20 protein-coding genes are annotated in these 23,357 nt (G+C 62.8%); 5 read left to right on the top strand and 15 right to left on the bottom strand.

Translation table 11 applies throughout. The features are described from left to right. From B0919_RS22800 to B0919_RS22785, 4 genes are all read right to left on the bottom strand, one after another. Window positions 1-1,377 (bottom strand): RagB/SusD family nutrient uptake outer membrane protein, encoded by a 1,377-nt coding sequence (locus tag B0919_RS22800; protein ID WP_078014619.1) that lies wholly within the window; start codon window positions 1,375-1,377, stop codon window positions 1-3. A gap of 23 nt (window positions 1,378-1,400) precedes the next feature. Next, on the bottom strand, window positions 1,401-4,430 hold the full coding sequence (locus B0919_RS22795) for a SusC/RagA family TonB-linked outer membrane protein (RefSeq protein WP_078014618.1): 3,030 nt from the start codon (window positions 4,428-4,430) through the stop codon (window positions 1,401-1,403). A 376-nt stretch (window positions 4,431-4,806) separates the two neighbouring features. Beyond that, complete coding sequence (locus B0919_RS22790; protein WP_078014617.1) at window positions 4,807-5,484, bottom strand: metallophosphoesterase; 678 nt, start codon at window positions 5,482-5,484, stop codon at window positions 4,807-4,809. 25 nt (window positions 5,485-5,509) lie between these two features. After that, window positions 5,510-6,304 carry a hypothetical protein gene (locus B0919_RS22785; RefSeq protein WP_078014616.1) on the bottom strand — a complete coding sequence of 265 codons (795 nt, stop codon included), beginning with the start codon at window positions 6,302-6,304 and terminating at the stop codon, window positions 5,510-5,512. A 261-nt stretch (window positions 6,305-6,565) separates the two neighbouring features. Between B0919_RS22785 and B0919_RS22780 the strand changes: the two genes are divergently transcribed. After that, window positions 6,566-8,728 carry a carboxy terminal-processing peptidase gene (locus tag B0919_RS22780; protein WP_078014615.1) on the top strand — a complete coding sequence of 721 codons (2,163 nt, stop codon included), beginning with the start codon at window positions 6,566-6,568 and terminating at the stop codon, window positions 8,726-8,728. Between the two features lie 76 nt (window positions 8,729-8,804). Here the strand turns inward: B0919_RS22780 and yiaA are convergent, their stop codons facing one another. Then, window positions 8,805-9,248, bottom strand: coding sequence for an inner membrane protein YiaA (yiaA, locus tag B0919_RS22775; RefSeq protein WP_078014614.1), 444 nt, complete (start codon window positions 9,246-9,248; stop codon window positions 8,805-8,807). A 265-nt stretch (window positions 9,249-9,513) separates the two neighbouring features. On the opposite strand from yiaA, the gene B0919_RS22770 reads away from it, so the two are divergent. Both B0919_RS22770 and B0919_RS22765 read left to right on the top strand, forming a co-directional pair. Beyond that, window positions 9,514-9,939, top strand: a complete 426-nt coding sequence (locus B0919_RS22770; protein WP_078014613.1) for a TerB family tellurite resistance protein — start codon at window positions 9,514-9,516, stop codon at window positions 9,937-9,939. A gap of 71 nt (window positions 9,940-10,010) precedes the next feature. After that, complete coding sequence (locus B0919_RS22765) at window positions 10,011-10,646, top strand: class I SAM-dependent methyltransferase (protein WP_078014612.1); 636 nt, start codon at window positions 10,011-10,013, stop codon at window positions 10,644-10,646. 29 nt (window positions 10,647-10,675) lie between these two features. Here the strand turns inward: B0919_RS22765 and B0919_RS25900 are convergent, their stop codons facing one another. From B0919_RS25900 to B0919_RS22740, 5 genes are all read right to left on the bottom strand, one after another. Continuing rightward, window positions 10,676-13,873 (bottom strand): AsmA-like C-terminal region-containing protein, encoded by a 3,198-nt coding sequence (locus B0919_RS25900; RefSeq protein ID WP_078014611.1) that lies wholly within the window; start codon window positions 13,871-13,873, stop codon window positions 10,676-10,678. 144 nt (window positions 13,874-14,017) lie between these two features. Further along, a complete protein-coding gene (locus tag B0919_RS22755) occupies window positions 14,018-14,653 on the bottom strand; it encodes a class I SAM-dependent methyltransferase (RefSeq protein ID WP_078014610.1) in 636 nt (211 codons plus the stop codon). 18 nt (window positions 14,654-14,671) lie between these two features. Next, window positions 14,672-15,073 (bottom strand): ACT domain-containing protein, encoded by a 402-nt coding sequence (locus B0919_RS22750; RefSeq protein WP_078014609.1) that lies wholly within the window; start codon window positions 15,071-15,073, stop codon window positions 14,672-14,674. An 11-nt stretch (window positions 15,074-15,084) separates the two neighbouring features. Further along, window positions 15,085-15,747, bottom strand: coding sequence for a DUF6348 family protein (locus B0919_RS22745; protein WP_078014608.1), 663 nt, complete (start codon window positions 15,745-15,747; stop codon window positions 15,085-15,087). Window positions 15,748-15,857: 110 nt separating this feature from the next. Continuing rightward, entirely contained in the window at window positions 15,858-16,946 is a 1,089-nt protein-coding gene (locus tag B0919_RS22740) for a hypothetical protein (RefSeq protein ID WP_139362334.1), read from the bottom strand. A 270-nt stretch (window positions 16,947-17,216) separates the two neighbouring features. On the opposite strand from B0919_RS22740, the gene B0919_RS22735 reads away from it, so the two are divergent. Both B0919_RS22735 and B0919_RS22730 read left to right on the top strand, forming a co-directional pair. Beyond that, the gene (locus tag B0919_RS22735; RefSeq protein ID WP_078014606.1) at window positions 17,217-17,642 is read left to right on the top strand and encodes a hypothetical protein; all 426 of its coding nucleotides are present in this window, start codon (window positions 17,217-17,219) and stop codon (window positions 17,640-17,642) included. A gap of 68 nt (window positions 17,643-17,710) precedes the next feature. Continuing rightward, on the top strand, window positions 17,711-18,484 hold the full coding sequence (locus B0919_RS22730) for a CPBP family intramembrane glutamic endopeptidase (protein WP_078014605.1): 774 nt from the start codon (window positions 17,711-17,713) through the stop codon (window positions 18,482-18,484). Between the two features lie 424 nt (window positions 18,485-18,908). On the opposite strand, the gene B0919_RS22725 is transcribed toward B0919_RS22730, so the two are convergent. The 5 genes from B0919_RS22725 to B0919_RS22705 all read right to left on the bottom strand — a co-directional run bounded on the left by B0919_RS22725 (window position 18,909) and on the right by B0919_RS22705 (window position 23,257). After that, window positions 18,909-19,607, bottom strand: coding sequence for a hypothetical protein (locus B0919_RS22725; RefSeq protein WP_078014604.1), 699 nt, complete (start codon window positions 19,605-19,607; stop codon window positions 18,909-18,911). A gap of 167 nt (window positions 19,608-19,774) precedes the next feature. Beyond that, window positions 19,775-20,038, bottom strand: a complete 264-nt coding sequence (locus B0919_RS22720; protein WP_078014603.1) for a barstar family protein — start codon at window positions 20,036-20,038, stop codon at window positions 19,775-19,777. 106 nt (window positions 20,039-20,144) lie between these two features. After that, complete coding sequence (locus tag B0919_RS22715; RefSeq protein WP_078014602.1) at window positions 20,145-20,828, bottom strand: DUF4240 domain-containing protein; 684 nt, start codon at window positions 20,826-20,828, stop codon at window positions 20,145-20,147. A gap of 165 nt (window positions 20,829-20,993) precedes the next feature. After that, window positions 20,994-22,805 (bottom strand): ABC transporter ATP-binding protein, encoded by a 1,812-nt coding sequence (locus B0919_RS22710; protein ID WP_078014601.1) that lies wholly within the window; start codon window positions 22,803-22,805, stop codon window positions 20,994-20,996. Window positions 22,806-23,005: 200 nt separating this feature from the next. Beyond that, entirely contained in the window at window positions 23,006-23,257 is a 252-nt protein-coding gene (locus tag B0919_RS22705) for a GIY-YIG nuclease family protein (RefSeq protein ID WP_217701066.1), read from the bottom strand. Window positions 23,258-23,357 lie beyond the last annotated feature (100 nt).

Genomic DNA, 23,357 nt, shown 5'->3' with positions numbered 1-23,357 from the left:
TTACGGGTTGGCAGCGTCCCAGGCCACCTCCGCAAAGGGCCGGGCCATGGCCGCAAATACCTGATGATTGGGCAGCTCCCGGTCGAGCTGCGCGAGGCGGTTGTAGCGGCGGTAGTCAACCCAGCGGTGGCCTTCGTAGAACAGCGAAAACTCGCGCTGCAGCAGCAGTTCGTCGATGAGCGCGGCCTGCGTCACGGCGCCGGTGTACGGGCCGATGTTGCCGGAGCGTGTGCGAATCAGGTTAAGCAGACGCACGCCCTCGGGCAGGTTGTTGCGCTGAATGGCCGATTCGGCCGCCAGCAGGATCAACTCCTCGTTGCGGATGATGGGAATACGCGCCGTGTTGGAGGTGTACACCGTCGGCTGGTAAGTGCCGTTGATGCCGCCCAGGCTGCGCGGCGTAGCGCGCCGGGCCATCTTCGTTCGCACGCGGGCGTCGCGGCCGGTAGTCGTCAGCCGCAGGGTGTCCTGCAGAATGGAGCGCTGCACCACCACCAGCGTAGCCGGGCTGGAGTTCAGGGCCTGGAAGTAGGGGTTGCCGGTATCCAGCGGCTGGCCGGGGGTGTAAGCAATGGACGGGCCGAGCGTGAGGCTACCCGTTTCGCTGTAGAACGACTGCGCCAGGTTGGTGGTAATGCCGGCCCAGTCCTGCCGGTACGCGGCCACGCGGGCGGCCAGGGCGCGGTTGAACTGCCGGAACGTGGCCGGCGTGTCAAACCCGGTGAAGCCGCCCGTGGTCAGCGTAAACGGAAAGGCCGCGCTGCCGCCGGTCAGCTCCGTGTTGGCTTGGTCGAGCAGGTCGCGGATGTGGTCGAGGCTGGCCGTGTACGACACGAAGGGCCCCGGCCGCAGCGGGTTGTCCACGTCGATGCGGATGCCGTTTTCGCCCTGCAGGTTCAGCATGTACAGCTCGCTGATGGCTTCCATGGTGTGGGCAAAGCCCTGCGTCACCTGCTTCTGCTCGGCCGAGAGCACCGCCGCCGTGTTGGCCGATTCGCGCAGGATCTGGGCGGCGCGGCGGCAGCGGGCGAAGTCGTTGTAGGCCGAGTTGTAGAAGGCGGCGTTGTCCAGGTCGCGGGTGCCGAGCAGCTCGGTGTACCAGCGCGACTCGTTGGAGGCCAGCACCACCACCTCGCGGCCGAAGGTGCCGGTCATGTTCAGGTACGGCCCCTGGCCCTGGTAGCCCAGGCGCAGCGAGGCTTCGGTGCCCGAGGCCAGGGCCTGAATCTGCGAGAGCGAGGGGTTGTTCACGAACACCTCCACATCGGGGTTGTTCGGGTCGGTGACTTCGGGCGTCTCGAAGAAGGCGCAGGACGAGGTCAGGAGCAAAGCGGCCGCCACCCCGCACAGGCGTAGCGTATGAACGAAACGTATCATGAGGCTAGTCAAAAGGAGGGAGATTAAAACTCAACGGCCACGTGGAAGAACATGCGGCGCGTGTTCGGGAAAGAGCCCACGTCCACGGTGGCCGCGTTGGCCACGTTGCCGAAGTTGGAGGACTCGGGGTCGTAGCCCACGTAATCGGTCCAGGTAATCAGGTTGTAGCCCGATACGCCGAGGCGAATGTTGGACACGTAGGTGCTGAAGAGCTTGGTGCGCACGGCCACCGGAATGGTGTAGTACAGCGACGCCTCGCGCAGGCGCACGTAGCTGCCATCCTGAATGAACTCGCGGGCCGTGGCGCTCTGCCGGGCCACGCCGCGCGGAATGGGGTTGCCCTGCGCGTCTACCTGCCCGCTGGGCTCGCTCCAGTCCTCGGTGGTGCCGCCTTCGTCTTTCAGCTCCCGGCTCAGGTTGCTGATGTAACCCTTGTTTTTCCAGTGAAACAGGAAGGACAGCTCAAAGCCCTTGAATACGGTCATCGTGTTCAGCAACGACATCTGGAAGCGCGGCTGTGCGTCTTCGTAGCCTGTCAGGCCCAGCACGCCGTTGGGGTCGGCGGGGGTGCCAAACCAACGCGAGGGCGACTCGCCCTCGGCCCAGAGGTTGCGCCCGAAGGTGTTGCCGAAGCCCAGGCCCACGGTGTTGACCGGGATGACGGAGCGCGTGACCTTGCTGCGGTTCAGCCAGAACTGCGTGGTGGCCGTCCAGGTCAGGTTGTCGGAGCGCACCGGCGTGATGCCCAGGCCCAGCTCGATGCCGCGGTTTTCCAGGTCGCCCACCGGGTAGGCGCCCACCGTCTGCGACAAGTCGCCGATGCCGGCCACCTGCTGCACGCCCGTGCCCGGGGCCAGCGTGTACGGCCGCAGAATGTCGAATACCTTCTTCTTGTACACCGTGCCCTCGAAGGTGATGCGGTTTTCCAGGAAGCCCAGGTCCAGGCCGGCTTCCAGCTCGGTGGCGCGCTCGGGTTCCACGTCGCGGTTGCCGATGGTCACCTGCTGCAACAGACCCAACCGCGTACCGGCCCCAATGGTCGACAAGGGACTAAAGATGGCGCTGTAGGGCGGCACGCCGGCCGTCTGGCCGTAGGCAAAGCGCGGTTTTACTACGTTCACCACGTCCAGCGTCCAGAAGTCGAAGTTGGCCACGTTCACGGCAATCGAGGCCTTCGGGAAGGGAAACCACTTGTCCTTGTCGCCGGCCGTGTTGGTCTTGTCGAAGCGGATGCCGCCGGTCACCACGATTCGGTCGCGCCAGTTGATTTCCTGCTGGGCAAACACGCCCACGTCGGCTTGCTCGCTCTCGAAGCTGTTTTGGGTGATGATGGTGCCCGCGTTGGTGCTGCTCTGGCCCGGCAGCAGGCCCACACCCTGGCTGAAGTTCTGGTTGAACTTGCGCGTGAGCCGCACCGTGCCCGCCTGTGAGGTCAGCATCAGGTTGCCGTCGAGCAGGCGCCAGTCGTACACCAGCGCCCCCTGCAGGTTGGTGAAGAAGGCGTTGGTGTTGGTCAGGCGCGAGGCGCCGGGGTTGGGCAGGTCGCGCTGCGACTGTAGGTCCGAGGGCAGGTGCAGGAAGTTGCGCGTGTTGGCAAAGTCGGTGCCGCCCAGCACGGTGAAGCGCAGCGAGGAGGTTTCGCGCTCGATGATATGAAACGCCGCATTCAGCCCCACGATGAAGCGGTTGGTGGTTTCGTCGTTTTTGGCCCGCTCCACAATGGCCAGCGGGTTATCGGGGGTGCGGCGGGCGTCGGGGAAGGTGCCGTCGGGCAGGCGGTGCAGCTCGTGGTAGCTGGGCGTGGCGGCCAGGTTGTAGGTGTAGCTGATGCCGTTGTTGTCGTTGCCGGTGAAGCCACGCTGGTTATTGGAGTTGATGTAGTTCGTGTTCAGGCTCAGGTCCACCAGCTTGCCGATGCGTTGGTCCACGTTGGCCCGGATGGAGTTGCGCTGAAAACCCGTGTGCTTCACGATGCCCGACTCGTTGTTCGTCGAGCCCGACACGTAGAACTTCGTGTTTTCGCTGCCGCCCGACACGCTCAGCGTGGTGTTGCTGAGCACGCCCGTGTTGCCAAAGATTTCCTCTTCGTAGTCGTACACGTTGCCGGCCTGCGTCTGGGTGCGCCACAGGGCCACCTCATCTTCGGCCGTCTGGCCCGAGAATACCCGCCGGATTTTCTCCTCCGACCAGTCTTCCTTGCCCAGCAGCCGCCAGGCCCGCGCAATGCCGATGTCCTGGGTGATGCTCACGCGCGTCTGCCCGGCCTTGCCGCGCTTGGTGCGGATGATGATAACGCCCGCGTTGCCGCGCGTGCCGTAGATGGCGGCCGCGCTCGGGCCCTTCAGCACCTCGATGCTCTCGATGTCGTTGGGGTTCAGGTCGGCCAGGCGGTTTACCGTCTGGTCCTGGGTGGTGCGCGACGTGGTGGCCGAGGCCCCCGAAAATGCCGGCGAGCCGGCCCCGTTGCCGATCTGCTCGTTGTTCACGTACACCCCGTCGATGATGTAGAGCGGCTGCGAGCTGCCCGAAATGGTGGAAATGCCGCGCAGTTGCACCGACAAGCCCCCGCCCGGGGCGCCGCTGTTCTGCGAGATGTTGGCCCCGGCCAGCTTGCCGTTCAGGGCCGCATCCACCGTCACCGGGCGCGTGATGCCCGTCAGCTCCTTGGCCGAAATGGTGGCCACGGAGTTGGCCAGGTTGGAGCGCTTCACCGTGGACGCCAGGCCCGATACCACCACTTCATCCAGTTGGCGGGTGTCGGCACTCAGGGCCACGCTCAGGGTGCCGGCGCTGCCGATGGGCCGGTCGATGGTCTGGTACCCCACGTAGCTGAACTGCAGCGTAGTAGTCCCAGTCGGCACGTTGATGGAGTACGCCCCGTCGGCGTCGGTAGTGGCGCCAGTAGAAGTGCCTTTGGCCAGTACCGTCACGCCTGGCAGGCCCTGCCCGTTGGCCGCGTCCGTCACCCGGCCGCTGACAGATCGGGTTTGTGCCGCGGCCACCTGCACAACGGCAGGCAAGGCCAACAGCAGGATAGTTAGTTGTCTTTTCATAAGAAGGTAGGGTTGGTGAGTGTGGCGAGAATTTACCCAAACTTCTTATGTATTTACAATAACTGATATTTATAATTTCTAATTAGTGGAATGAGATAAGAAATGCACTAATGGCAAGCTCAACAATAATTTATGGGTATAACTTGCCTTATAAACGTTGCTTTTTAGTGTGATATAGTAGCTAAAACGGCGTTTTTGGTAGAAATATGTTGTTTGCGATTTGCGACGTTTATATAGGTATAAGTACAATAGTTGCGGGTGAGTGCAAATCTGGCTACAGTGCGGATTTATAATGGTACTATATCAACTATTCGGGCTAGGAGATGTTTGTGGCCTAAGAAAGACTGCGGTACACCAAGCGCCAGAAGTTGGTCTGTTACCGCCCCTGCACGCCCGGGTAGAGGCTCTGCACTGGGTCGCTTTGCACGTACTCCTTGGTGCGCACGTTCAGCATGCTTAGCGGCCCGCCGTACCCGGCGCCCTGGTCCAGGTTCCACACATTGGCCCGCTGCACAGGCACGCTGCTGGCCGGCCAGGTAGGAGTGTGGCCGATAAAACACTCGTGGTAGGCCGTAGCAGTTAGGCCCTGCCGCCACAGGTCACGGTTCCAGAACAGCTCGAAGGGGTCTTGCTCAGCAATGGGCTGGGCAGGGTCGTAGCCGCCGTGCAGGTAAAGGTTGCTGCCTTCCTCGAAGTACGTTTCCTGCTTGCCGAAAAACTCGTCGAAGTGGCGCTGAATGCGCTCGGCGGGGCCGCGCTGGTAGGCTTCGTAGGTAGCGCGGCCGCCCTGGGTGTACCAGTTCTGGTTGAGGCGCGCGAAGTCCGGCTTGGTAGCCATCCACACGGCCGTCCACCAGTCGTGGTTGCCCACCACCCACAGGCTGTTAGGAATGCTCAGCAGCCGTTCCACACACTCGGGCGTATCGGGCCAGCCATCGGCCACGTCGCCCAGGTGAATGAGCCGGTCGATGCCGGGGCGGAAGGGGCTGCGCTCCAGCACCTGCTCCAGGGCCCGGTACGCGCCGTGAATATCACCGAGAACGTAGGTTTCCATGGGCAATAACTGGAGTAACGGCCCATCAGCGTTGGCGGTGCTCCTGCTGCATCAAGGCCATGGCGTCGATGATGGTGAAGCTGCGCGCGTCGAAAGTCAGAAACTTGCCGGCCCCGATGCCGCGCAGGCCAGCCGTAGGGAGGTGGCCAAAGGGCTTGACGTTGGTTTTACGGTCCCACCAACAGAAGCGGGCAGATTCCGCGTACGAACCGTAGAAGACGACGTTCGAGTAGCTGGTCGTCAGCTCGTGCGCGCCCGCAACGTCCGGGGGCGTCGGCTGGGTCAGGAGCCGGTAATCGGTAAGGCGCAGCTCAACGAGCGGAAAGCCCGTGTAGGTGTACGCCAGCACGCTGTCCGCCCCGAGCTTGCACAGGGCGTAGCAGTCCAGCACGAAGCCGGGGTGCTGGGCATTAAGGCCAAAGGTTTGCCGGCCGGTGGCATCGAACACGGCTAGGCCATCGGCGCCCGGGCCGGTACTGCCCGCCGCCTCGTCGAAGTAGGAAATGACAATCTGGCCAGCCTGCACCAACACATCCGCCACCGCGTCGCCGGCATCGAAGTCGAGCAGTTTACGGCCCGTGACGTCGAATACAAAGGCGTTGTTACGGGAGCGTCGGCGGATTTCTACGATGACAAACCGGTCCGCATCCACTTGCCGGATGTAAGCCGAGGTGAACCGTTGGCGTAGCGGCACGCGTTGTTCATTTGTCCACACTTCGCCAGTGCTGAGCAGGGCTATGTAGTTGCCGAATTCGTCGGCATCCAGGTCCAGTACATGGTGGCGTCCGCAGTCGAGCGGATACGTTACCGTCGCTTCCAAAGTCACTAAAGCATTCGTCGTTGAGCATCGCGAAGATACCGGAAGCAGCTGCGCATGTTCCTGCTTCAGTTTTTGCCCCGCGTGCGCTGGCAAGTGATTTGCACTGGCTCACATGCTTATGTGAGCCTGCCGCCCGCGTGCAACCCGTTTCGGGCATTAGTGTCTTGGTAGTCAGACTACCGGCCACCCCCGCCGATTTATCCTCGCCGATTCGGTAGCTTGCTTTTCCATCCTTTCCTTCGACTTCGCTTTTCCGCTTATATGTTGTCTTTTCGCTCCACCCTGGGCTTCTTCCCGGCGCTGCTGCCCGGTTTCCTGCTGATGTTTCCCGGCAGCGGCACGGTGCCGCGCCCGGCCGACGGGGTGCCGCCCCAGAAAAAAGAAGTACTACTGGCTACCGTAGCCCAGGGCCTGGGCGTGGCCCACGTGCAGCCCGAGCGCCTCGACGACGCCTTCTCCAAGCGCGTGTTCGACCTTTACCTCAAGCGCCTCGACGGCGGCAAGCGTTTTCTGCTGCAGCAGGATGTGAAGCAGCTGCGCCAGTACGAGAAGAACATCGACAACGAAATTCAGCAGGGCAAGCACGAGTTTCTGGACCTAAGCACCAAGCTCATCGACCAGCGCGTGCAGGAAACGCAGGCCCTGTACCGCGAGCTGCTGCAACAGCCCTTCGACTTCACGGCCAACGAAACGCTGGAAACCGAGCCCGACAAGCTCGACTTCCCCGCCGATGCCGCCGCCCGTCGCGACTTGTGGCGCCGCCTGCTCAAGTACCAAACCCTGGCGCGCGTCTCGGAAATGATGGATGAGCAGAGTCGCCAGCAAACCAAGTCGCTGGCCGCCGCCAAGGCCAAACCCTCGCAGGCCACCATTTCGACGCCGGTGCGCACGCCCGCTCAGCTGGAGGCCGACGCCCGCAAGCAGGTGCTCAAGTACTACGACGAGTACTTCAACGACCTGCGCCAGACCGACGAAGCCGACCGCCTCGCCGCGTTTGCCAACACCGTGGCCAACACCTTCGACCCGCACTCGGAGTACTTCGCGCCCAAGGATAAAACCAACTTCGATCTGGCCCTGACCGGCCGCCTCGAAGGCACCGGCGCCCAGATCGGGGAGAAAGACGGGCAGATCATTGTGGCTACCATCGTGCCCGGCTCGGCCTCGTACCGGCAGGGCGAGCTGAAAGCCGGCGACGTGATTCTGCGCGTGGGCCAGGGCGCCGCCGAGCCCGTGTCGGTGGAGGGCATGCGCCAGGACAAAGTGGTGCAGCTCATCCGCGGCAAAAAGGGCACGGAGGTGCGCCTGACGGTGAAAAAGCCCGACGGCGTGGTCAAGGTCATTCCCATCATCCGCGACGTGGTGGTGCTGGAGGAAGCCTACGCGCAGTCGGCCGTGATTAACGAAGGCGGCAAGAAGTTCGGCTACATCCTGCTGCCCAGCTTCTACGCCGACTTCAACCGCAACGGCGGCCGCAACTCGGCCGAGGACGTGCGCGCCGAGCTGGAAAAGCTCAAGGCCCAGAACGTGCAGGGCGTGGTGCTGGATTTGCGCTTCAACGGCGGCGGCTCCTTGCAGGACGCGGCCGACATGGCCGGCCTGTTTGTGCCCAGCGGCCCCATGGTACAGGTAAAGAGCCGGCAGCGCGCCGCCGAAGTGGTGAGCGACCCCGACCCGAAAGTGCTTTACGACGGCCCGCTGGTGGTGTTGGTAAACCGCTACAGCGCCTCGGCCTCCGAGATTCTGGCTGGTGCCATTCAGGACTACAAGCGCGGCGTGATTGTGGGCAACACCACCTACGGCAAAGGCACGGTGCAGCGCATTTTCGAGCTCGACGACATCATGAACACCGACCAGAACCCGCAGCTGGCCGCGCTCAAGCCCTTCGGCTCGCTCAAGCTCACCATCCAGAAGTACTACCGCATCAACGGCGCCAGCACGCAGTTTAAGGGCGTGACGCCCGATATCCTGGTGCCCGATGGCTACAGCACCTTGGCCGACGGCGAGCAGGACACCGATTACCCGCTGCCCTGGGACGAAATTGCCCCGGCCAAGTACCAGACCTGGGCCGCCGCCCCGGCCGTGGACAAGCTGAAAGCCGCCAGCAACAGCCGCGTGGCCGCCAACCCCGCCTTTCGCGTGCTCAACGATGCGGTACAGGACATGGCCAAGCGCCGGCAGACTACGGTGGTGTCGCTGAACCTGGCAGCCTACCGCGCCGAGCAGCAGCAGGCCCACGCGGCGGCCGAGAAGTTCAAGCAGATCCAGCAGCAGGGCGTTGCCCTCGACGTGAGCCCCGTGGCTATGGCCGCGCCTGCCTCCGCTGCCGACAGCCTCGCCCAGGGCCGCACCCGCCGCTTCATCCAGCCCCTGCGCAAAGACCTGACGCTGCGCGAGGCCGTAGCCGTGATGAAGGACGAGCTGTAGAAGACACTTATCGGCTTAACGCAAAACGGCCCCGCGGAGCTTCCGCGGGGCCGTTTTGCGTTCGGGCAAGAGGTCTTTAGGCCTCCTGCTCCACCCGCCGGCGTTCTTCCACGTGCGGGGTAGGAGCGGTGTTCGGCTGCGGGTTGTTGTCGCGGGTGTTTTTCTGCACGGCAATGGCGGAAAAGAGGCTCAGGGTAAACGACATGGCGTAAAAGCCCTTTTCGCTGAGCGTGAGCGAGGCGTGCCACAGGCCTACCACCAGCAGCAACACGGCCAGGATAGTGGACAGCCAGCTGATGCCGAAGTACAGGTTGGTCACCGGAATGCCTTCGAGCCGGTCGCGCACGCTTTTCTGCACCGAAATGGCAGCAAAGAGCCCGTACATAAGGATAGTGAAGTAGTAACCCTTTTCGTTCAGGGCCATGCTGGCGTTCCACAGGCCAATGTTGTAGGCCAGCACGCCGATAATCAGGGCCATCCAGGAGGCCCCCACGAAAGCAGTTGAAGGTTGTTGGTTCATGACGGCAGGAAAAAAAGGAGACGAATGAATGAGCGGGCGGTGGTACCCGCTACCGCTGACAATATTACGGCAACCCGATACCCACCGGACTCACATAATCGGGTAAAATCAGACTTTAGAAATGGGGTAACGAGGTCCTTGTCGAGCCGGGTGAGGGCGGGCTTGCTGCCTGGGCTGCCGCCAACCTTCCGCCCAGGCGGCCGTTGAATAAACCGACCCGGCCGCAGGGCCTGTCCCATCCTTCACGCTGAACCTTCCCGGACTCATGCAAACCAAGCAGACCGCCCACCCGCTCGATAAACTGCTCGACACCCAGCAAAAGAAACTGGCCTTCTTCCAAAACCTGATTCTGGTAGCCGCTGCCGACGGCCGCCTGGACAAAGACGAAGGCGACTTTCTGGTGCAGATCGGGCAGCGCCTGGGCCTGAGCTACGACGACGTGCGCCCCATTGCCGACAACCTCAGCGTACTCAGCTTCGTGGTGGCCGCCGACGGGCTGCAACGCACGCTGGAGCTGCAGACGCTGGTGCAGATGATGCTGCAGGACGGCCAAATCGACCCGCGCGAGTACGGGCTGTGCCTGGAGTACGCCAACCGCGTGGGCTACAACAAGCAAATCCTCGACGACATGGTGACGCAGCTAGCCGGCGGCGCCCCCGACGCCGGACGCAATCCGCCTACTGTAAGCTAACTGCCATTGTTTCAGCTAAAGCCGGGCCGCGCCAACCACGCGCGGCCCGGCTTTTTTGTGCAGCTTGGGGTATGAATATCCAGCAAGCCTACGACGCCTGGGCCGGCAGCTACGACGCCATGCTCAACAAAACCCGCGACCTGGAAGCCCGCGCCATCCGGGCGCTGGCGCCGGCCGGGCCGCACGCCGCGGCTATTGAGCTGGGCTGCGGTACGGGCAAGAACACCGAATGGCTGGCCGCGCAGGTCGGGCAGCTCACCGCCGTCGACTTTTCGGCGGCAATGATGGAGCAGGCCCGCCGCAAGCTGCCGCAGCCGCACATCCGGTTTCAGTCCGCCGACATCACCCAGCCCTGGCACTTCGCCCCGGCCGCCGCGGCCGATCTGCTGACCTGTAGCCTCGTGCTGGAGCACATTGCCAACCTCGACCACGTGTTTGCCGAAGCCCGCCGCGTACTGCGGCCGGGCGGCTGGTTTTACCTGGGCGAACTGCACCCCTTTCGGCAGTACCAGGGCAGCCGGGCCCGCTTCGAAATCAGCCCGGGTAGCACGGTGGAACCACCCGCCTTTGTGCACCACCTATCTGACTTTACAGAAGCCGCCTTCCGGGCGCATTTTCAGGTGCGGCGCGTGCAGGAATGGTTCGATGACGACGACCGCAACACCATGCCGCGCATCCTGGCCTGTCTGTTTCAAAAAGCGGATTAGCCGGTAGTGCCAAATGGCCTGGTTACCCGTCACTGGCGCAGCAGGAGCAGGGTAGTATCCACGGGCTGGCGGCGGAGCAGCTGCCGGTACTCCTGGTACAAGGCGGCTTGCTGCTGCTTTTTCTCGCCGCGCTTAAACAGGCGTACGGCATAGCGCGTGCCCCCGTCGGGCCGGTGCAGGTTCACGTAGAGCAGATGCCGGTCGGGGCGGCGGTTGGGCTGGTTCTCGCGGATGCGCGCCGTGCGCTTGCGGTTATTGCCGAGCAGGGCCTGCACGGGATTAAGCCCCACGTACAGATTGGAGCGGCCCGTGAGGTAGTACTCGCCGCTGATTTCCATATCCGTGAGGTTGCTGTTGAGCAGCAGCTGCGGCACCAGCAGCCGCGGCCCATCGAGGAAGAACTGCGTATTGACCGGCCGGAAGTACAGGTGGCTGGTGCGGTGCTCCCCAATAAACTTCAGCGCCTGCTCCAGGGCCGTCACGTTCCGCAGTTCCAGGTCCTGAATGCTGGCCTGCGCGTAGCCCCGCGTACGCTCGATGGCCGGCAGAAAATCGGGGCCCAGGTCGCTGTATAAGTCGGCCTGGCAGCGCATGGTGCCGCGCACGTTGTCGCTGCCGAGTACTTCCAGGCGCAGCGCGTCGGCTACTTCGAAGAGCCGCGGCAGCGCAATGTTAGTCAGCAAGGCCTGTACGTGCACGGGGTGGTGGCCATCGGGCGCATCGGTTTGCAGGCGGCCCCGCAGGCTTACCTCGCCCCCGAAGGCGCGCAGCACGCACTCGTCCAGCCGGGCCTCGCCGGGCCGCAGCTGCGAGGTCAGGCGGAAGCCCGTGCCGGTAAGGGCTCCGTAGCGCACATGCTCGGCCCGAACGTGCAATCGAGCTGTAAGCAGGTCGTTGCGGAGCAGCGCCGAAGCCCGCCCGGAGCCCGGCTTTTCGCCCGCGGCCCGGCGGCGGATGGCTTCTTTTTCCTCCGGTGGCTGCAAGCTGGCCAGGGCCAGCAGTAGCCGTTGCACGTCCACGGTGGCGTAGCGCAAGTCCAGATTGGCACTGGCGGCAGCCAGGCGGCCCTCGACCACGCGGGCCGTGGCCTGCGCAAAGCCTGCCCCGCCGCCAGTACTGGTGGCGAAGTACAACGCGGGCATGCGCAGCTGAGCGCCCGTTTTGCTGACCTGCAGCCGCACGTGGCGCAGGTTTTCGCCCACTGGCAGGCGCAGGGAGTTGATCTGGCAGGTGGCCTGCCCGTTGGCCGCCAGCAGCAGCTCCCGCACGGCTAGGCTGCTGCGCTGGTTCGCCGTGGCCCGAGGACTACCCGCCCGCCGGGGCACCCGGCTGTCGGGGTGGGCCAGCAGCCGGATAACGCGCAGGTAATCCACGTTGCCGAAGCGCAGCGCCAGCCGAAACGTGGGCGGCTCCAGCGTCCGGCGGCTCGGCACGGGCCACGCTGCCTGGCCCTGCATCAGGCCGCCCCACATACGCGCCGATACTTTGCTGAGCCGGGTGCGCTGAGCGTCGCGGGCCACGTGCATGGCTACCTCATACAGCGTATCGGCGGGCAGTACCAGCCGGGCGCACTGCAGGCCGAGGTTCAGGCGCAGCCCGGACGGCAGCAAGGTAGTGTCAGGGGAGGAAGACCGCCGTTGGTTGCGCGGGACAGCCGGGCGGGAGGGGCGCAGCAGCTGGCCCAGCTCGGCTACGCGCAGCTCATCGGCGGCCAGCGAACCGGTAATCTGGGTGGCGGGGCGCCGGCCGGTGAGGTATTCCAGCAGGTACAGCGTGCGCGCCGACGCCCGGAAGCGCATGCCGGCTACCTGCCCCGATAGGTCCGTCAGCTGCCACAAACTGTCGCGCAGGCCCAGGCGCACGTTGAGGTTGCGCACATGGGCGCGTCGGCTCAGCAGCTCGAAGTTTGCATCCTGCAGCGTTACGCTACCCCGCAGGGACAAGCGGCCGGCCATTTCGGCGGGCGTTTGGTTGGCGGCCGTGAGCAGCAGACCGCGCAGGCGCACATCCAGGGTAGCCCGGCCGCGTTCGGCCCGCCACGCGCCGGGCGCTACCAGCGCGGCCAGGGCCGGCAGATCGGTGCGGCCGCGCAGCTCGCCGATAATACTGGGGTGGTCGAAGTTGCGTACCGTCGCGCGCAGATTCAGCTCACCCATGGGCGAGTAGATGCGGCAGCGCTGCAGCGTGAGCGAGGTAGTGCGGGAGCTGTGCGCTGGTCCGTTGTCGAGCACGGCCAGCAAGTCCCAGTGGTTGATGCGCCGCGTGGAATCGGGCCACAGCAGCCGGGCCCGGCGCAGCTGAAAGCGCAGCACGTTGCGCGGCAGCACGGTGGGGCTGCTCAGGCCCGAAATGGTGTAGCGGATGTGGGCCTTGCTCGGGCTGCGTGCCCCGTGCAGAAAGGGCTCGAAGCTGGGCGGCAGGGCCGTTCGCAGTACGCCCATCAGGGCCTGCTCGCCTTCGAAGCGCAGGCGCAGGATGGACCCAGCTGGTTCGGCAACCGCCGTGGTGTGGGTGCCCGCTACGTGAATCGTGTCGCCGTTGAGCGTGGCGCGGGTGCGCCAGAAGGTGCCCTGCCGCCGACTGAAGGCGTAGCGGTAATGCACCCAGGCCTGCACGGGGCGGCGCCCCAGCACTTCCCCGCTGCGGTTGTGCAGCGAGTCAACCAAGCCACTGAGCTGCCCGCTGAGGCGCAGCTCGTCGCCGTGCAGGCCGGCGCGGAGCTGGGCTTCGTGGATTTGCGCGGCGAAGGCGCTGCCCTTGTAATCGTTGCGGAAAGCCAGGCGCACGTTGTGGAGCCGGATGGCGTCGAGCTCGAAGGTAAATGCGGGCGGCTGCCCGGGGCCGGAGCGGCGCCGGCCGTGCAGCGTCCAGCGCCGGCCGCGCCCGTCCACGTAGGTGCGCAGGGTGGCGCCGTGCACCACCAGGCGGGTTACGCGCACGCGGCCCCGCAGCAGGCTGCCCAGGGCCAGGCGGGCATCCACGCGGCCCAGTTGCAGCACGGGCTCGGCGCGGCGGTAGGCCGTATCGGTGAAGGTAAGGGGTTGCAGCTGGGCCGTCAGGTAGGGAAAGTCGCGCCACGACAGGCGCACCTGTAACGGGCTGACCCGCAAATCGGAGTTGGCGGCCAGGTGCTGGCGTAGCTGCTGCTCGAGGTAGCGGCGGCCATAGCGCGTGCCCAGCACGCCCGCACCGAGCAGCACCACGCCCAGAATACCCAGTATCAGCAACCCGGCTCTGCGGCCGGAACCCGAAAGCGCCATGTGTTTTACGCTGCGCCGGAATGCGGCCAGGCTGGGGCAGCAAGCCAGCCCGAGGGCACATACGTAAGCCGCCGCCCAACGAATACACCCGGGGCCGGCGCGGGGCTGCGCCTACGCTTTGCGGGCAATAAAAATCAGCTGAACCGGCGCCGGACTGCCGGGCGCCGCGTCCGTCTTGCGTACCAGCGTCAGCAACTCCAGGCCGCTGGCCACAAGCCAGCTTTGTACCTGCCCGGCCCTGTAGTAGTACACGTGGGCGCGGTGCTGGCCGTTGCTGCTGGTTTGCGGGCCTGAGTGCGCGTAGTCGCCCTCGATGAGGCTGCCATAAAGTGCGCCGCCGCGACCCAGTAGCCCGGCCGCGTCCCGCAGTAGCTGGGCGGCATCGGCTTGGTCGAGGTAGGGCAGGCAGAAGCCGCAAACCACGGCGTCGTACGGACCGGGAAGCTGGCCGATGTCGCGGCAATCCATGACCCGGCACGTGGCGTGGGGGTTGTTGGCCTGGGCCAGTGTTATCATGCCCGGGGCCGCGTCAAGGGCGTCGATAAGCAGTCCGGGGCGCTTGGCGAGCAGGTAGTGGGTAATGTTGCCGGGGCCGCAGCCCACGTCGAGCACCCGCGCCGCGCCCGGCGGCAGCAACTCGCAGAGGGCGTCGTAGGTGTCGTCGTACAGGTGCACATCCATGAACTTGGCCTGGTACGCGGCGGCCTGCTGGTCGAAGGCGTCGATGCTTTCCTGGTAGTTATCCATAGGCGCAGGCAGTGGGTATCAGGACGCGGTAGCGGCCAGCTGCCGCAGCACCTGCAAAGCCCGCTCCGCGTCGCGCTCGGCCACGAAGATATGGTCGTGGTAGTAGGCGGCTACCGCATTGCAGCTCACGCCGGCCCGGGCCAGCGCCTGCGCAAAGGCTGCCGTCAGGCCCACCGCTTCCAGGGCCGAATGCACTGTCAGCGTCAGCCAGGCCGCTACGTACGAGTAGGGCAGTTGCAGGCGGTCGGCGGCGGCTTGGGGCAGAATGAGCGTCCAGCCTTCCCGCTCCCGAAACAGGCCTATGGCCTCGCTCACGTCGAAGCCCAAGAGTGAATCGACGGTGCAAAACACGTAGCGGCCGGGCTGCAATTCGGGCTGCATGGTGCGCAGCAGTTGGGTGAGGTTGGTTTCGCCGGGCATGGTATAGGGAGCTAAGCAGTACCGGTAGGCAATTGCTGCAGCATCAGAAAGAGCCGAACGCTGTAAAAATCGTCCGCTAACTGCCAGTCGAGCTGCCGTAGTTGCTCCTCCACGGTCGGCACCGGCGCGTTATCCATCAGAAACTCCACATAGGTCAGCTCGCGCTGGTGGCAGGAAAGGAAAAGGCGGAACCAGTGGTGGGGTTGGGTGAGCGGCAACTGCCGGATAATGGATTCTAAGGTCGTAACCAATTCCTGCGGCACCGTTACCGGTTGCCCGCCCAGGGATTTGATGCCGTAGTTGCCCATGTACACGCGCCACTGCCGGCCGTTTATGGTCCACTCCTCGGTGTCAATCTGCTTGTCGGTCGTGGTTTGCTGCAGCGCCGCTAGCAGCACGTGGAAGCTGTTGTGGGCGAAGTTGCGCAGGTTGTTCTGCACCGCACTTTCCGCGTCTTCGCCAACATCCCCGAAGGACTCAATCAGCATTTGCGGACCGATATCCAAGCGCACGTCGAGCTGCGAAGATACGCCGTCCGGATACTCCTGCAGCACGACTTGTGCCCAGACCAGTGCCGGCGTGCGGGTCAGCAACAGGGCTTTGTCTGCCAATGCCACCACGCCCACGCCGTGGTTCTGAAACAAGATCTGGATGTCACAGTTGATATCGAGCATACAAGGCATGAGGAAGCTCGAAGATAGAAGCTGCATCTGTATATGGGCCAATCTGGCGGTCCGATACGAGTAAAGTCGCCGTAAACTACGCAGCTACTCGCTGGCTCAACCTACTTCTTCTGCAAGTACAGCAGCGTCGACTGGTTCGAGGGGCCGTACTTGTCGTTGATCAGGAAATACCCGCCGTTGTAAGCCGCAATGCCTTCCAGGTTGTAGCTCTGGTACTCGGCGGGCAGCTCAAACAAGGGCTTCCACGTCAGCCGGTCCTTCTTGTATTCCAGGCGAATCAGCCGGGAGTAGTTCTTATAGCCTGTGCCCGCCTGAATGAGTTTGGTGTTGGCGTCCTCGGCCGGAGTGCGGTATTCGCTGTCGTCGTCGCCCTTGTAGAAGTAATTGATGCCCACGAAGCGGTTGTTGCCCTCGTACACGAGGTCGGTGAGGCGGAAGGGCAGGCGCGCCACCGGCACGAAGTGCGGCACGTCGTGGGTGGCCGCGCCGGCGGGCAGGCGGTAGGCGTAGTTGTCGTGGGCGAAGTAGTTGTACTCAAAGAGCAGCAGCACGTCGCGGTTGTAGCTGGTCAGCGCCTCGAAGCCGGCGTTGGAGATATGCGCGCCGTTGGTCAGGGCCGGTTTGGGCACCGGCACTAGGTACTTCGGCTCCAAGGTGATGCTGCCGCCGCCTTCGTCGAGGGCGCCGCGCAGCAGGTAGCCGTAGGCCGAGGGCGTGGTGGTTTCGACGGTGAGGTACACCGTGTTGTCGACCAGCGTAATGGCCTCCAGCCCCTCGTAGTGCTGGCAGGCGCTGTCCATGCGGGCGCGCAGCGGCTCCAGGCCCCGGATGGCGTACTTGCGGTAGCGTAGCGCCACCGACTTATCGCGCAGCTGGGCGTCGACGCTGGCCAGGTCCACGGCGTACACCTTGGCCTCGGCGCGCTCCTGCAGGCGGCTTTCCGAGAGCAGCAGCAGCTGATTGCCGTGCCGGTACAGCCCCGAAAACTGGTTGTTCTTATCGGCCAACTCCTGGGGTAGCGTGAGCGGCTGCACGGAGTAGGCAGACTTCTGAGCGGCGGCCAGCGTGGTGGACAGCGCCAGCAAGGAAAGAAGAGCGAGGCGCTTGACAGGCAACATGCGCGGGGCGAAGGAACGGGTAAATGGGAAGGTCGTACGGCGCAGCGGCCGTAGCGGCGCAAAGATGGGCAAGGATGGGCGTTGGCGGGCGCCGACACGGGTCCAGCTACTCTGCCGACCCTGCAACAGCACCGCCCCGATGGGCCCGGCACGCCGCGCTTACCGGGTCAGGGCTTGCATAGCTTCCGAAAAGGTGGTGACCCAATATTCCTGTTCGTGGGCTTTCAGGTAAGCCAGGAATTAAAGTATCAAAGCTTCCAGGCTGTCCGGCAGAGGTGTTTGATAATTAACGCGCAGAATGCTTGCTTGCCAATCTGATACCATCCCACCAACCTTAAGTCTATGGCCAAGCTAATCAACGTCGAAGTAATACTGCTGGCATTTGAAGAAACGCTGATCGGCGCGGTAACCGGCGTGCTGGGAGGTGTGGTGGGCGGCCTGCTGGGCAGTGTCGTGGACGCCGGGCAGAGCCTGTATGAGTCCGTGTTGTTTGCCGTACTCGGCGGGGCTTTGGGGCTGATACTGGGCATTGCCCGCGTTGGCTACAAGTACCTGAAGGAAAACAACTGCACGGAACGCTTCCAGGGGCAGCTGGTGCTGGGCCTGGCCGGAATGGCAGTCGGCGCGGCGGTGTTGTACTGCAGCTTGAGTTGGCTCGATACTACGGCGCCCGCCTACGTGGCCCCGGTGGTCCTGTCGCTGCCGTTGCTTGGCCTGCTGATGGGCTTCAATCACCGCATCGGCTGCAACCGGGGAGAGGGCGCGTAGCAAAACGGCCCCGATAAATACCGCCTATTTTCACCGCTAATAGGGCCTTTGGGCCGCTTTCTGCCTCTATGCCAACTGTGGTAACAGCACCAGCGGCCCCGCTGGTAAAGCCCTGGGCCGCCTCGTGGTTTCGCTTCGACTGGCGCACGGGCGCCGGCCTGATTGCCGTGTTCAGCCTCGTGCGGTTTGCCCTGGTGCTGCAGGCCAACGTTACGCGCAGCTACCAGGTCGTGGCGCTCATCTTCGTGGCCATGGCCCTGCTGCCGTGGGTGCTGCTCACGCCGGCCGGCCGCCGACAAATCGGGCTGGTGCGGCCCACGCGCTGGCGCGGCGTACTGCTGGGCGCCGTGCTCGGGGCCCTGAGCTGCGCGGTGCTCTTCGGCCTGACGCGCCTCTTGTTTGGCCTGGGCGAAGGCAATAGCCTGGCCTACATTGCCCGCACCTACGGCAACCTCGCCCAGGTGCTCAACGACCAGAACCGCCTCGTGTACTTCCTGATTTTTTCGGGGCCGAGTATGATCTTCAGTCCCGTCGGCGAGGAGCTGTTTTACCGCGGCCTGGTGCACGAGTGCAGCGCCCGCCGCCTCGGGCACCGCCGCGCTGCCCTCCTCGACAGCGCGGCATTTGCCGGGGTGCACCTGGCGCACTTCGGCCTCGTGTACCTCGGCGGCAGCTGGCGGTTCTTGCCCGGCCCCGCGCTGCTGTGGGTGGCCGCCCTGTTTGGCACCTGCTTGCTGTTTGGCGTCGCCCGTACCCGTAGCGGATCCATTCTGGGCGCCATAGTGACCCACGCCGCCTTCAACCTGACGATGAATTACTTCATCTTCTACCATGTGCTCTGAGCAAGCAGGCGTTCCGCGCTATTGATTCGTCCGATAGAACAAGGTGGCCTGGGTAATTATCGGACGCCATGGCCCCGGAATGCTCCGCCGCCTTTGCGTCGGCTAATAGGTTGGCTCGCACCGTAGCCGCCGGGAAGTCGCTTAGTGGTCCGCTTAGTGTGCCGCTTCGAGAAGCGGGCGGCTGTTGGAAAGTTGTCAGGCCTCTGCTTCTCGAAGCAGCCTATCACCAGCGCTGATAAAGGCCGGTGCTTCCCGAAGCGTTGCCTTTGCACAGGGCAAATAAGGCGCTGCTTCAAGAAGCGGAAGGCTGTTGTCATTGCAACAACCCGCCGCTTCTGCACGCGGGGCGCTTGTCGCATAAGAACGGCCGCCCGCTTCGAGAAGCAGGCGGCCGTACGGGCGCCGGAAGCGGCCTATGTATGGGCTAGTCTACCGCCTGCACCACTTTGGTGGCGGCTTTCTTGCGGTTGCCTCCGTCGCGCACCTTGCCGAAGTCGAAGAAGCGGTACACCTCGGCTGGCTCCTCGAAGCGCAGCTCTAGCTGGGCCTTGAGGCGCCACAGGGCGCGGGCCAGCTTCAGCCAGTCGGCTGCCAGGGCCACGCGGGCCCCCTGAATGGCGGCCCCGGCCGTGCCACGCTCTTCGTGGGCGACGGTCAGCTGGGCGTACACGGCCTGCGCGTCGGCCGGCAGCGTGGGATACTGCAGCGCGGCGGCGTGCTGCTCATACAGCCCCAGCAGCTGCTTGCCCTGCTGCAGCAGTTCGGCGTGGGGTAGGGCCGCAAGTTTGCTCTTCTGGTACTTCTTGAAATCGGCGTACACCGGCAGCTTGCGCAGGCGCGGCGTCACGTAGTCCTTCATGGTGTCGTCGACGAACGAGAGCCACTGCTGGCGGGCCGCGCGCAGCGCCGCCGTGTCGCCGCTGGTGGATTCGGCCGCGTCCGTGAGGTTCACGTCGAAGCCGGCCAGGGCGGCCGTCAGCTCGGCCTCGTGCGGGGCGAATTCCTTGCCCAATTGGGCCTCGCGTAGCGCCCCGAGCGTGGCGGTGCCCAGCTGCTTGAAGTTGACCCGCGACAGGGGCAGCGTGGCGAAAAAGTTGTCGAAATAACTCTGGTAAGCGGGCATGGATAAAGAAGGTAATTGGTGAAGAAAAATAGCCCGACCCGGCAAGGGCCGGACCGGACATAAGGTATTGAAAGGCTGAGCTTGGGCAAGTGAGGCGAGCGGGAAATATTTTCAGTGGCCCCGGGCTGTTTTGCCGCAAGCGCCGCCTGCCCGTACCGGGTACTCAATCAGGCCAGCACGATGCGCTTCGGGGCCATTTCCACCGCGTAGTCCTGGATTACCTGCCGCAGAATCTGCATGTCGCGCGGGCAGTGTTCGGCAAACTCCTGCCAGTTGGTCAGCGTCAGCTGCTCCGGCATTTCCACAATGGCTACAATAGAATCCCAGAAAGCGTCCCAGTTTGCGCCGTACCAGTCTTCAAAGCCCAGTTTCTCTTTGAACAGCTGATGGATGGCGGCTTTGCTGGTGATGCCGGTGAGGTCTAGAGTCATAGTGTAATTGGCGAGGTAAAGACTGACGGCTGGCGCGAGTTCGGCGTAGCTAAACTCGCGCCAAGTGAGTGCAGTGGGGTACTATAAATTGCGCCTTTGACATGCCTTAATAACGTGCTGTTAGCTTCGGAAAACGCCGGGGAAACTCATCAAGAGGTATATAATGGCCAGTCATTTTATAGTTGCCAAAATCGTAATCCACCGCTGACGCCGAGTCTCTTGGGGCAGTTGAGCCCTTCAATTGGCGGTTTTTAGTGGAATATGCTTGATCAGCAACATATATCATGTCTTCCCCTGACCATTCAGTTCTGTCCAATGGCACGGATACCAAGTCAGGGTTCTGTATAGCTGTATTTGTAATTTCTTGCCCCAGAGAAATCAAGTAGCCTCTGAAATACACAAAGTCATCAGTTGAGATATAGTTGCCTTCAATAATTTGATACATGGATTTAATATTGTAATTCCATAATCTAACCATGTTTTCTCTAAAAGTGCATTCGAAACCTATTATGTCCTTGTTGCTGCATTTAGATAGCGTGTCAGTTAGGTAAGCCAGTTGCAAACGGTAGTTGAAAGGGTATTTGGCTTTCGATGTATTAATCAAATACCAAAAGTTTTTGTCTGGCATTTTGATAGAATCAGGAAATGTTCTAGGTGATTCGGTGATATTGGCAAATTGTGCTCTTTGATACTCCTTTTCCTGATAGCTAATGAACTTGTAATCTGCTATTTTGTATCCAATTAAAATTATTGCTACAATGGCTAGAAAAATATAGGTAACTATTTTCATGACTGTTGAATGCCTGTTCAGACAAATATATATCAGTTTCACCAACGGTGTGACGCGTATTGGCGTCCGCGCCGTCTTGCAGGCTTTCTTACTACCAGTCGTTCAACGATGAAACGCCAATACGCGTCTTTACTTGCCCAATAGCCGTTCAGAAAACAGCTGTAACTACGCCGCCGTATCCTCCACCTCGTCCCCGTCGTCCACCAGCACCCGCGCCAGTTTCTCGATGTTGAGGCTGCGGGCCGAGGCGTCGAATATTTCGCGGTAGGTGCCGCGCAGGTCGTAGAGCTGCTCGTGGGTGCCGCTTTCCACCATGCGGCCCTGCTTCATCACGTAGATGACGTCGGAGTCGACAATCTGGGCCAGGGAGTGGGAAATGATGACTACGGTGCGGCCCTTCTTGATGGCGTCGAGCGAGTTTTTAATCTGCTCGGTGGCAATGGCGTCGAGCGAGGCGGTGGGCTCGTCGAGGAAGATGATGGGCGGGTTTTTCAGGAACAAGCGGGCAATGGCAATACGCTGCTGCTGCCCGCCCGAGAGCTGCTGGGCGTCGGACTGGTAGCCCTTGGGTAGGTCCATTATCTGCTCGTGCAGATACGCCTGCTTGGCCGCGTGCTGAATCTGCTCCAGGGTGGCGTCCATCAGCCCGTAACGGATGTTTTCCTCGATGGTGCCCTTGAAAATGTGGTTTTTCTGCAGCACCAGCCCGATTTGCTGGCGCAGGGCGTGCGTGTCGTAGTCGGTAAGGGGCTTGCCGTCGAGCAGCATTTTGCCGCTTTGGGGCTCGTAGAACTTGCAAAGCAGGTTGATGATGGTGCTCTTGCCGGCCCCGCTTAGGCCCACCAGCGCGGTGGTTTTGCCCGCCTCGATGGTGAGGCACACGTCGTGCAGGGCCTGGGTGCCGCTGGGGTAGCTGAAGTCCACGTTGCAGATGTCGAAGGTGCCCGTGAGGTGCTCCGGCTGCAGCGGGCCGGTGGGCTCCTGGGCGTCCTGGGCGTCGAGGATGTCGAAGAAGCCCTCGGAGTAGGTCAGCGCGTCGTTCATCTCGTCGTAGATGCGGTGCAGCTGCCGGATTGGGGCCGACACGTTGTTGAACAGCAGGATGTGGAACATGATGGCCCCGATGCTGATCTGCCGGTCCAAAACCAGGTAGGCCGTGAGGATGATGATGAGCACCACCCCGATTTGCTCGGTGAAGGTTTTGAGGCCGTCGTAGAGGAAGTTGGTTTTGCGCGTTTCGAGCTGGGCCTGCTGCAAGGCATCCTGCTGCTGGTTTTGCTTCTGCTCCTCGTAGCCCTCGCGCACGAAGCTCTTGATGACCACGGCCGAGTCGATGAGGTTGACGAGGCCCTGGCTGCGGGCCTCGCGCAGGCCGCGCAGGGCCCGGCGGGTGCCGTTGAGCTTATCGGCCTGCCGGTAGCTGAGCCAGAAGTAGATAGGCAGCACCGCCACGGCCACCAGCCCCACATACACGTTGGCGGTGAACATGACCACCAGCGCCACGATGGAATTGGCGAACAAGGGCAGAATGTCGATGAAGAAGTTCTGCACCAGCTTCATCAGGCTCTCCACGCCCCGGTCGATGCGCGTCTGCAGCTTGCCGGTCTGGTTGCCGTTGTCGGCGTAGAAGCCGAGCTGGTAGCTGACCACCTTGTGCACCGCGTCGTGCATGAGCGTGCTCGACACGTTGATGCGGATTTTCTCGCCGTAGAACTTCTGCCCGAACTGGATGAAGGTGTTGATGATTTCCTTGCCCAGCAGCAGCCCGCTCACCAGCAGCAGCATGGGCATGCCCTGGGCCAGCGTGGCGTTGCGGTTCAGCAGCGCCTGCACCGTGTCCACCGTGTAGCGCAGCACGAAGGGGTTGACCTGGGCCGCCAACGAGCCCACCAGCGTCAGCAGCAACGTGGCAATGATCAGCCCGCGGTACGGGCGGACATAAGGAAACAGACGCTTGATGATTTCCCAGAGACTCATGGGCGGCTACGGATTGGGTGTAGCCGGTTTAGACGAGCGGGGTGGGAGTGAGGTTATCAGAACGTCGCCGTTGACCGTCATGCAGAGCGCAGCGAAGCATCTCGCGTGCTGATGCGAGGTAGTAAAATCTTTGAACGAGAGAAATGCTCTCTAACGTCAGCACGCGAGATGCTTCGCTGCGCTCTGCATGACGTGCTAAACTAGCCAGCCCAGGTTCGTAGGTCAATGGACATCCAACCCGGGTTCATGGTGGCAATCAGCTCTTCTTTCTTCGTTCGACTCCACCCTTTGATTTCCTTCTCGCGGGCAATAGCCTGAATTGCGTCAGGGAAAGTCTCGAAGTACACAAGAAGATTGCACTGGTAACGCCCGGTGAAACGGCCCGTTTGTCCTAAGTTTTGGCTGTGTTCATAAAGCCGCCGTTCTATAGCGGATTCATGAACGATGTACATGATAACCACAATGGTTGAACCAGGCTTTGGCATCCTTGCTGGAAATCCACTCAACCGCGGTTTGGATAGCCGCCTCCAGTGCTTCACGGGTACGGGCCTG

The organism is Hymenobacter sp. CRA2 (assembly GCF_002007105.1).
In the GTDB taxonomy this organism is placed as follows: Bacteria; Bacteroidota; Bacteroidia; order Cytophagales; family Hymenobacteraceae; genus Solirubrum.
This window is presented reverse-complemented; position numbering and strand designations above follow the sequence as displayed.

Coding starts and splice junctions, on each gene's coding strand:
- B0919_RS22800 (WP_078014619.1), bottom strand. CDS start 1,377: ATGATACGTTTCGTTCATACGCTACGCCTGTGCGGGGTGGCGGCCGCT.
- B0919_RS22795 (WP_078014618.1), bottom strand. CDS start 4,430: ATGAAAAGACAACTAACTATCCTGCTGTTGGCCTTGCCTGCCGTTGTG.
- B0919_RS22790 (WP_078014617.1), bottom strand. CDS start 5,484: ATGGAAACCTACGTTCTCGGTGATATTCACGGCGCGTACCGGGCCCTG.
- B0919_RS22780 (WP_078014615.1), top strand. CDS start 6,566: ATGTTGTCTTTTCGCTCCACCCTGGGCTTCTTCCCGGCGCTGCTGCCC.
- yiaA (WP_078014614.1), bottom strand. CDS start 9,248: ATGAACCAACAACCTTCAACTGCTTTCGTGGGGGCCTCCTGGATGGCC.
- B0919_RS22770 (WP_078014613.1), top strand. CDS start 9,514: ATGCAAACCAAGCAGACCGCCCACCCGCTCGATAAACTGCTCGACACC.
- B0919_RS22765 (WP_078014612.1), top strand. CDS start 10,011: ATGAATATCCAGCAAGCCTACGACGCCTGGGCCGGCAGCTACGACGCC.
- B0919_RS22755 (WP_078014610.1), bottom strand. CDS start 14,653: ATGGATAACTACCAGGAAAGCATCGACGCCTTCGACCAGCAGGCCGCC.
- B0919_RS22750 (WP_078014609.1), bottom strand. CDS start 15,073: ATGCCCGGCGAAACCAACCTCACCCAACTGCTGCGCACCATGCAGCCC.
- B0919_RS22745 (WP_078014608.1), bottom strand. CDS start 15,747: ATGCTCGATATCAACTGTGACATCCAGATCTTGTTTCAGAACCACGGC.
- B0919_RS22735 (WP_078014606.1), top strand. CDS start 17,217: ATGGCCAAGCTAATCAACGTCGAAGTAATACTGCTGGCATTTGAAGAA.
- B0919_RS22730 (WP_078014605.1), top strand. CDS start 17,711: ATGCCAACTGTGGTAACAGCACCAGCGGCCCCGCTGGTAAAGCCCTGG.
- B0919_RS22725 (WP_078014604.1), bottom strand. CDS start 19,607: ATGCCCGCTTACCAGAGTTATTTCGACAACTTTTTCGCCACGCTGCCC.
- B0919_RS22720 (WP_078014603.1), bottom strand. CDS start 20,038: ATGACTCTAGACCTCACCGGCATCACCAGCAAAGCCGCCATCCATCAG.
- B0919_RS22715 (WP_078014602.1), bottom strand. CDS start 20,828: ATGAAAATAGTTACCTATATTTTTCTAGCCATTGTAGCAATAATTTTA.
- B0919_RS22710 (WP_078014601.1), bottom strand. CDS start 22,805: ATGAGTCTCTGGGAAATCATCAAGCGTCTGTTTCCTTATGTCCGCCCG.
- B0919_RS22705 (WP_217701066.1), bottom strand. CDS start 23,257: ATGTACATCGTTCATGAATCCGCTATAGAACGGCGGCTTTATGAACAC.